We start from the raw sequence: 8,147 nt of genomic DNA, 5'->3' as shown, positions 1-8,147 counted from the left end.
ACTTCTGGCTTAATAGTAGGATCGCTAAATAATATATCAATAGCTTTTTCCTTGTCTGATTCCTTTGTAATATAAGTATTTTTTAAATTATTAAAATATTTATCTGCACTAGAATAAATAAGTGTTTGATCTACTTGCATCGCTGTAATTAACATTTTTTTAATTTTTTCTGTAGGTGCATAATCCAAAGGTTTTTTTCCTTCCGCATCTTCAATATGAACAGAATGTCCTTGTTGAATCAAAAGTGAAATAAGCTTTTCATTCCCTTCTTTTACTGTGTTATGTAAAATTGTGCTTCCATCCGGAAGTCTTTCATCAATATTGTTTCTTGGCATATAAATATCCTTTTTGAGTTTTAATATTATTTTGTCGTGTGAGCATTATACACGATATTTTCAATTTCTGCAAACTAAATATTAATTTTTTAATTAATGATTAACTAAATTTAATGTTTGTGAAAATGTCATTTTTGCGAAAGCACATGGGTGTCAACTTAAGGAAAATGTCATACCGTGGCCCCTCCAGGGGTATCCAGAAAAAATAAAAAAAAAGACTGGATCCCGCTACAAGCTCGCGGGATGACAGCGGCGAAATTGATCCACGCAACAATGCCACGCGAGAATGACATAAAACGATCCATGCAACAATTCCCGTTTATAACGGGAACGTGCAGAGTAGAGGCGGGGTTACTTTAACTTGGAAGTTCAATTAAACTAACTTCGTCATTTTGAATAATAGATTCTGAAAATAATATTTGTTCTATCGCATTTAAAGTACCAATATCGCCTGCATGTGAAGCTTTATATGCTAGGCTATCTGCAGTTTCTGGTTTTAACTCTGTTAATTCATCGGTCCAAAGCTTCATAGTTTTGATCCCGAATGGGATTAAAGAAGTTACTTTTTTCCAGATAGTATGTTTTGCCTCTTTTTCACATAAAGCGACTATTTCTGATAGTTCTCGAACTTCCGGTATTGATAACACATCGGATAATAACTTTGTCGCCTTTTCACGTTGGTTTTGACAAAGATTTGAAAACCACATTCTCTTGTTCTTTTAAGTATTTTAGCTGTTCTAGAAGAAAGCTTTTATACAAATCTGATGCGGTTTGAGAATTCTCGTTTTTTATCTCTCGCAAATTTGGTAATATTTTTTTTGTAATATTTTTTTCTTCTAATGTATGGCAAAGTGTTATATCGCCTTGTTTTGCTGCTGCAAGATAAAGATTTTCAAATTCCTGCTTTTCTATCTCTAATCGCTGGTTATCTAAGCTACGGCAATACTCCATCATTTCAGGGCTATTTGACTTTTGTGCATAGTCCATATGAGATTTTTTGCTAGTAGTTCCAATGGCTGCTCCGTATTCTTTTAAAAGCTTTGCTGCTTCTAAATGTCCGTGCTTTATTGCCTCACTGAAAGGAATATCTTTAAGAATATGACACTTATTTATTAGCATCTTATACTGTTTAAATATAGGTAATAGCTCTTGTAGTATCTCTATATATCCTTCAGCGGCAGCATAACCTATCGGAGTAATTTGATCTTTTCCCCACATATTTGCCTGAAAGCCATAATGCAATAATATCTTTAATGTTTCAAGATCTTGGTTTCTTACTGCTACCCCTACTAGAGTTTCTATATCCGGAGTGACCATGTCTGTAAGAAAAGAGGAGTAAAATAGAAGAAGTTTTTTAACTTCGTTTGATTCTTTATTCTTTACTGCTTCACATAGCTGTATTTCCTCCATTTTGTCGGCCACACAAAATGTTTCGTCATTAACTTGAATTTTTTTAGTCATAAATTTACTTTAATTTTTAATTAATATGTTAATATGATATACAGGATTAATTTTAAAATCAACGTTATTGTTAAGGTTTTTAGGGTATTTTTAACTAAGGATAGTATTGTCATAAGCTATGCAGTTGAAAAGCGTTCTGTGTCATTCCCGCGGAGGCGGGAATCCAGAAAAAAGTATAGATACAGCAAACTTTTGAAATTAAAAGCTCGATTTATCTCGCTTTATGCTGGATTCCCGCCTCCGCGGGAATGACATAAAACGAGTCATGCAACAAGGTCGCCTTTAGCTAGGAATGACATCGAGATGTTCTCCTAGATTGTCAACTTGCGTCGATTGATCAAGCGGTGGGCTTGTTTCCGTATTATTTGCTTTTACTTGACTCATGCCCCACTCCTCAAACGTCAAAAATGAAGCAATATAGCATATTAACTCTTTGGACAGCTTTGCTATATTCATTGTCTTCGGTGCTTCATTTGTCACTGTTATTTCTTTACATATGCCGGCTCTCAGAAAAGGACTATTTTCAATAATGTTAAGAATATTATCCATCTGCTCTATTATAGAAGCTGATAGTTTGCTTGCGTTTTGCTGTGGGCAATATTTTTGTAATAGCTGGTCTAACATTGCTCCATCTACTTGTTTATAATGCTCCATAGATTTTTTATTTATGAATAGCTTTAGATTATTCATATCAAATTTAGCAACAATATTTTGATTCTTATCCTCTGTTAAAAATTTAGATGTTAAGAATTTTGCAAGTTTATTTAGTTTATTATGTTTGAGTTTTTCGTTGATTGTGGTGTTTGCGTAATTTTCTCTATCAGAAAAATGCGAAATAGTAAAATCGTTGGTAAAATATAGTAAATTATCATTCGTACTTAAAACATTGAGTAAGTTATCGATGCTCGTTAATTCCTCCTCTTTCATTATAAAAAGGGATCGTGGAATATAGAGAGTGCTAAGAGTGGTATTTTCTTTCAAGGCATCTACTATTTCTTGTAGTTCTTGTGCCTTTAGTTGCCTTCCTTGAAAGTCTATAGAGGTAAGAGTGTTATTTCTTTCTATGACTCCTGCTATTTGTTTAACGTTTCCAATCCTAAGAGTTATAGAGTCTAGAGTAGTATTTTTTTCTAAAGATTCAAAAAAAACTCCGATATTTTGTCGGAAACAGAAAATAAGAGCATAAGAGAATTAAGAGTTTGGTTTTCGTTTAAAACTGCAGCAAGGCCATTCATTAGAACTAAGTCAGCACCTTCCTCGAAGTACCCATCCGCTGTAACACCAAAATGTTTAAGCCCTGTATTTATCCTCAAGCCTTCAGTTAATTTTCCTGCACCCACTTTTGTTATATATTTAGCCATTTTAAATGACATAAGAGTAGTATTATCTGCTAAAGCTTGACTGAATAGCGTCATAGAGTCGTCATTTTTCATAACGCTAGAATTAACTATAAGATGTTTAAGAGATTTATTTGTTTTTAAGACATCTACTAATTTCACTGCTTCCGCCCCATTTCCACAAACTGAAAAAGAAGTAATAGATGTTGTTTTTAAAGTTTCAAATAATTCAGACACTGCCGGTGCATGTGCTTGGTCAGCATAAAAATAAAGTGATTTTATAGTAGTATTTGCTTTGAAGATTTCAGCAAATTTTGTTCTTTCAAACTCACATTTGATCTCACTTCTAAAAGAAATAATAGATTTATTGTTTTTTAAGGTTTCTAATAACTCGGCTATTGCTTTAGGATCAGGTTTAAATGATGAATAAATCGAAAAATCAAATGACTTAATAGTAGTGTTGTGAGATAGAACCTGCGCTAAATCTCTTATCATCTCAGTTATTTTGTTATCCGATATATTATCGATTTTAAGTATCTTAGTTGCGTTGTTGCCAACGTGAAAAGAAGGCAGATACGTGGTGTGACCGTCGGACTTGGTAAATAGAATAGAAAGTAGAGAAGGGTCTTTCTCTAAACTTTCAATATGTTGTTTAAGGCCGTATTTTTCAAAAAAGTTTATTAGCGAATCATTATTTTCTGTGTACATATATTAAAAATCCTTAATAAATTTATTTTTACTTAAAGATTTAGTAATATACAAGTAATGGTAATTAAGTCAAAGAAAAATAAAATGAACTGTTAATTTTTTAACTACTTATTAGATTTCGGATAAAACCAAACTATGAGTAAGCAGATTAAAAGAGCGATATTTAAGAGCAGATTATACTCCGTCATAGAAATACCGAGGATTTTAATGGCGGGTTTCGTGCAGGAAGTGATTGGCTGCGAGTAGAACATTTGTTTGATATGCTGGATGGATAGACCTTTCGGGATACGGATCATTGATGAGCAAAGGCTACCGGGCTGTACTATGCCTCTTTCTACGAAGCTATGATATGTTGATAATATACAAGAGCTAAAAATAGTTAAGAAGATAAATATCAAAGTATATTTGCTTAATTGTCTGATGATTAGAGCAGTTAAGCAGATTTTTATTAAAGTTAAATATGGGAATCTTTCGTAAACGCATAAAGGGCAGGGTGTATAATGGAATATATATTCAGCAATATAAGCGGTAGAAAGTGCTATTATAGAAATTGCAATCAGTCCTAAATGTAGGACTTTATAACTATCTTTTCTGATGTAATTTATGGTAGTATTAAGTAGCATGGGTTTTGAGATTATGTTTAAGTATTCTATGTCGTTTTTGCTTTCTTGATGTCATTCCCGCGAAAGCGGGAATCCAGCACTTTAAAGCTTTTTAAAAGCTCAATTTATCTCGCTTTACCCTAGATTCCCGCTTTCGCGGGAATGACATAAGGGGCGACGGGAATGACAATTAAATTTTACAAATAAATAAATTTAGTATATTGTCACTGATTATTAATTAAAGTGCAAGAAAAATAAAATGTCGGAAATTTGGGAAGATGCTATTAAGTCAAATTCTTGGCCTTTTCTAGAAGCTAAAAAGATATTAGACAGCTTAAACGGTAAAACTCCTGAAAAAGGCTATGTATTGTTTGAAACGGGTTATGGTCCGTCAGGTTTGCCTCATATCGGTACTTTTGGTGAAAATGCCCGTATGGTAATGGTACAGAAAGCGTTTGAACAATTATCCGATATCCCAACTAAACTAATCTGCTTTTCTGATGATATGGACGGGCTTCGTAAAGTGCCAAGTAATATCCCAAATCCTGAAATGGTAGCTGGGTATATGGATATGCCGCTTACCTCTATCCCTGATCCATTCGGTGAGTGTGAAAGTTATGGGCATTATATGAATGCAAAACTTCGCTCATTCCTTGATAAATTTGGTTTTGAGTATGAATTTTATAGTAGTACCGAAGTGTATAAAGCCGGCAAGTTTGATGAGATGCTGATAAAGGTGCTTGAGAAATATGATGAGATAATGGAGCTGATGCTCCCGACTTTTAGAGAGGAGAGAAAAGCTACATATTCGCCTTTTATGCCTATATGTCCGAAAACAGGTAAAGTACTGCAAGTACCTATAGAGAAGTGGGATGCTAAAGCGGGAACTGTTACCTATAAAGACAAAGACGGTAATTATGTAGAAGTACCGGTAACAGGGGGGCATTGTAAATTACAGTGGAAGCCGGATTTTGGTATGCGCTGGGCAGCTCTTAAGGTCGATTACGAGATGTACGGTAAAGATCATTTGGCAAATGGCAGAATTTACTCAGAAATTTGCCGAATCCTAGGCGGCAAGCCGCCGGTGCAGTTATGTTATGAGTTATTCTTAGATGAGAACGGTGAGAAAATTTCGAAATCAAAAGGTAACAGTATTAGTGTTGATGATTGGCTTAAATATGCTCCTGTTGAAAGTATGGCATTATTTATGTACCAAAATCCAACTAGAGCTAAGCGTTTGTTTTTTGATGTAATTCCTAAAAATGTCGATGAATATATTACTTTTAATCAGAAATATCATTTGGAAGAGGATAGGTCAAAGCGTTTTGCAAATCCCGTTTATCACATCCATCATGGAAATGTGCCAAAAATTGAGACTTTTGGAATTACATATTCGTTGCTTTTAAATCTTACTTCCGTGTGTAACCCTTCAGATAAATCGGTGCTTTGGGGCTTTATTAGCAAATATGAGCCAAAAGCAACTCCAAATACTAGCCCTTATCTTGACCATTTAGCAGAATTTGCTATAAGATATTATAATGACTTTATTAAAGCACATAAATCATATTTAGTCGTTTCCGAAAAGCATAAGGTTATTTTACAGGATATTTTAAGTATGTTATCTGATATATCTGAGCAGACAGAAGCAGAGGCGATTCAAAAAGCAATATACGATATAGGAATGAAAGCAGGATATGAAAATTTGCGTGATTACTTCAAAGATCTATATCAGATATTGCTAGGGCAGAATGAAGGACCAAGACTTGGGACTTTTATAAAGCTTTACGGTATAAAAGAGAGTATGAAATTGATTGAAGCGAAGTTGTAGGGTTATACCGTGGCTTATGCTTGCGTTGCTATGTCATTCTTGCAGCCCTTTATGTCATTCCTGCGAAAGCAGGAATCCATAAACTAAAAAACAAAGATGTATTGGGTATATATATTATGCTCTAATAAGCAGGGTACTTTATATATTGGTATTACTAATAATATAATACGTCGTGCTTATGAAAATAAACAAAAAATAATAAAAGGTTTTACCTCAAAGTATAATATTACAAAACTTGTTTATACAGAAGAGTTTACTGATATTAAAGAAGCGCTTACTAGAGAAAAAAAACTTAAAAAAATGGAAGCGTAGTTGGAAAATAGAACTGATAGAAAAAACTAATCCCGAATGGAAAGATTTAATTGAGTAGTTTTATGGATTCCTGCTTTCGCAGGAATGACATATAGAACCCCGGTATGACATTATTAACAAATGAATGAAATTTTTTATAGTACGTTACCTATTTTTTTAATTACGCTTCTTGGTAGTATTATCAAAAATAAATGGTTAACTTCGGAAGAATTTTGGCGTGGTATTGAAAAATTATCGTATTTTGTACTATTTCCCGCCATGCTATTTAATTACGTATCTACTGCCGACTTAAGCGTTGCATCGATAATTAAGTTAGTAGTAGCTCTCATTATATCCACTATTCTTGTATCATTGGGTCTTATAGTTTACCAAAAAAAATATAAAATAGATAAAGTCCAATTTACTTCCATCTTTCAAGGCTCAATTCGTTATAATAGCTATATTTTTTTTGGGGTGAGTAGCCCGCTACTTGGTCCTAGTGGGCTTTCCATCGTCGCCGTTATTTCTTCTTATATGATTATTTTTACCAACATTTTATCGGTAATGATTTTCGCTTATTATATCCCTAATAAATCGGTTACCAATACTATTAAAACTAGTTTTGTTTTAATGATGAAATTAATTGTGCGTAATCCGTTAATTATCGCAAGTTTAGTAGGATTCGTTTTTAATTACTCAAATCTTGAATTACATTTAGGGCTTAAAAAAACCTTAGATAGCCTTTCAAATGCCGCTTTAGCTATCGGTATGTTAAATGTCGGGGCAGGGCTTAATTTTACTATTAGACAAGAGCTTTTACATAATGTAATGTTTACAAGCTTTGTTAAATTAGTTGCGTTTCCATTAGTTAGCGTAGTAGTACTATGGTTAATGTCAATTGAGGGAATAGATAGATCGGTAGGAATATTATATAGCTGTCTTCCATGTGCAAGTACGGCTTATGTTTTATCCCGTCAGCTTGATGGCGATCCTGATTCTATGGCGTCGATTATAACATTTACTACTTTTTTCTCGGTAGTTACTATATCAATTATTATGTATGTGATGGGGTGAAAAGTGTCATTCCCGCGAAGGCGGGAATCCAGGGTAAAGCGAGATAAATCGAGCTTTTAATTTTAAAAATTTGCTGTATTTATACTTTTTTTCTGGATTCCCGCCTACGCGGGAATGACATAAGGGATACGGTATGACATACTATAACAACAAAACAGGAATTTCTAAAATGGATGAAATGAATAAAATAAATTATGCTGAGGCCCTCGAATATCACGAAAAAGATAAACCTGGTAAAATTGCTATTACTGCAACCAAGTCTTTAGTTACTCAGCAAGATTTATCACTTGCTTATTCACCGGGGGTTGCTGCTCCTTGTCTTGAAATTGCTAAAAATCTAGAGGAAGTATATAGATATACCGCTCGTGGTAATTTAGTTGCCGTAATCTCTAACGGTACTGCTGTACTTGGTCTTGGTAATTTGGGAGCGGCTGCGTCAAAACCGGTTATGGAAGGTAAAGCGGTATTATTCAAAAAATTTGCCGATATTGATGCAATTGATTTGGAAGTC

At 33.9% G+C, this 8,147-nt stretch carries 8 protein-coding genes and 2 pseudogenes; 4 read left to right on the top strand and 6 right to left on the bottom strand.

From position 1 onward, the window contains the following. The 6 genes from AC1Z7D_RS04850 to AC1Z7D_RS04825 all read right to left on the bottom strand — a co-directional run. Positions 1-335, bottom strand: a 335-nt coding sequence (locus AC1Z7D_RS04850; RefSeq protein ID WP_482602469.1) for a hypothetical protein, incomplete at its 3' end; no start/stop codon positions are given. A 356-nt stretch (positions 336-691) separates the two neighbouring features. Continuing rightward, entirely contained in the window at positions 692-1,042 is a 351-nt protein-coding gene (locus AC1Z7D_RS04845) for a hypothetical protein (RefSeq protein ID WP_482602467.1), read from the bottom strand. Then, positions 1,008-1,796: an ankyrin repeat domain-containing protein gene (locus AC1Z7D_RS04840; protein ID WP_482602465.1), complete on the bottom strand. Its 789-nt coding sequence runs from the start codon at positions 1,794-1,796 to the stop codon at positions 1,008-1,010. Before AC1Z7D_RS04840 ends, AC1Z7D_RS04845 begins: the two co-directional genes overlap by 35 nt. A 282-nt stretch (positions 1,797-2,078) precedes the next feature. After that, complete coding sequence (locus AC1Z7D_RS04835; RefSeq protein WP_482602463.1) at positions 2,079-2,723, bottom strand: hypothetical protein; 645 nt, start codon at positions 2,721-2,723, stop codon at positions 2,079-2,081. A 203-nt stretch (positions 2,724-2,926) separates the two neighbouring features. Continuing rightward, positions 2,927-3,841, bottom strand: coding sequence for a leucine-rich repeat domain-containing protein (locus tag AC1Z7D_RS04830; protein WP_482602461.1), 915 nt, complete (start codon positions 3,839-3,841; stop codon positions 2,927-2,929). A 104-nt stretch (positions 3,842-3,945) separates the two neighbouring features. Continuing rightward, positions 3,946-4,464 (bottom strand): disulfide bond formation protein B, encoded by a 519-nt coding sequence (locus tag AC1Z7D_RS04825; protein ID WP_482602459.1) that lies wholly within the window; start codon positions 4,462-4,464, stop codon positions 3,946-3,948. 238 nt (positions 4,465-4,702) lie between these two features. Between AC1Z7D_RS04825 and AC1Z7D_RS04820 the strand changes: the two genes are divergently transcribed. The 4 genes and pseudogenes from AC1Z7D_RS04820 to AC1Z7D_RS04805 all read left to right on the top strand — a co-directional run. Further along, positions 4,703-6,271, top strand: a complete 1,569-nt coding sequence (locus AC1Z7D_RS04820) for a lysine--tRNA ligase (RefSeq protein ID WP_482602457.1) — start codon at positions 4,703-4,705, stop codon at positions 6,269-6,271. Between the two features lie 96 nt (positions 6,272-6,367). Beyond that, a pseudogene (locus AC1Z7D_RS04815) lies at positions 6,368-6,641 on the top strand (GIY-YIG nuclease family protein). Positions 6,642-6,703: 62 nt separating this feature from the next. Next, on the top strand, positions 6,704-7,636 hold the full coding sequence (locus AC1Z7D_RS04810) for an AEC family transporter (RefSeq protein WP_482602455.1): 933 nt from the start codon (positions 6,704-6,706) through the stop codon (positions 7,634-7,636). Between the two features lie 169 nt (positions 7,637-7,805). Beyond that, a pseudogene (locus AC1Z7D_RS04805) lies at positions 7,806-8,147 on the top strand (NADP-dependent malic enzyme); the annotation flags it as partial.

Source organism: Rickettsia sp., assembly GCF_965035265.1.
The sequence above is the reverse complement of the archived record's forward strand: the minus strand, read 5'-3'. Positions and strand labels throughout refer to the sequence as shown.

Coding starts and splice junctions, on each gene's coding strand:
- AC1Z7D_RS04835 (WP_482602463.1), bottom strand. CDS start 2,723: ATGAAAGAGGAGGAATTAACGAGCATCGATAACTTACTCAATGTTTTA.
- AC1Z7D_RS04845 (WP_482602467.1), bottom strand. CDS start 1,042: ATGTGGTTTTCAAATCTTTGTCAAAACCAACGTGAAAAGGCGACAAAG.
- AC1Z7D_RS04830 (WP_482602461.1), bottom strand. CDS start 3,841: ATGTACACAGAAAATAATGATTCGCTAATAAACTTTTTTGAAAAATAC.
- AC1Z7D_RS04840 (WP_482602465.1), bottom strand. CDS start 1,796: ATGACTAAAAAAATTCAAGTTAATGACGAAACATTTTGTGTGGCCGAC.
- AC1Z7D_RS04820 (WP_482602457.1), top strand. CDS start 4,703: ATGTCGGAAATTTGGGAAGATGCTATTAAGTCAAATTCTTGGCCTTTT.
- AC1Z7D_RS04825 (WP_482602459.1), bottom strand. CDS start 4,464: ATGCTACTTAATACTACCATAAATTACATCAGAAAAGATAGTTATAAA.
- AC1Z7D_RS04810 (WP_482602455.1), top strand. CDS start 6,704: ATGAATGAAATTTTTTATAGTACGTTACCTATTTTTTTAATTACGCTT.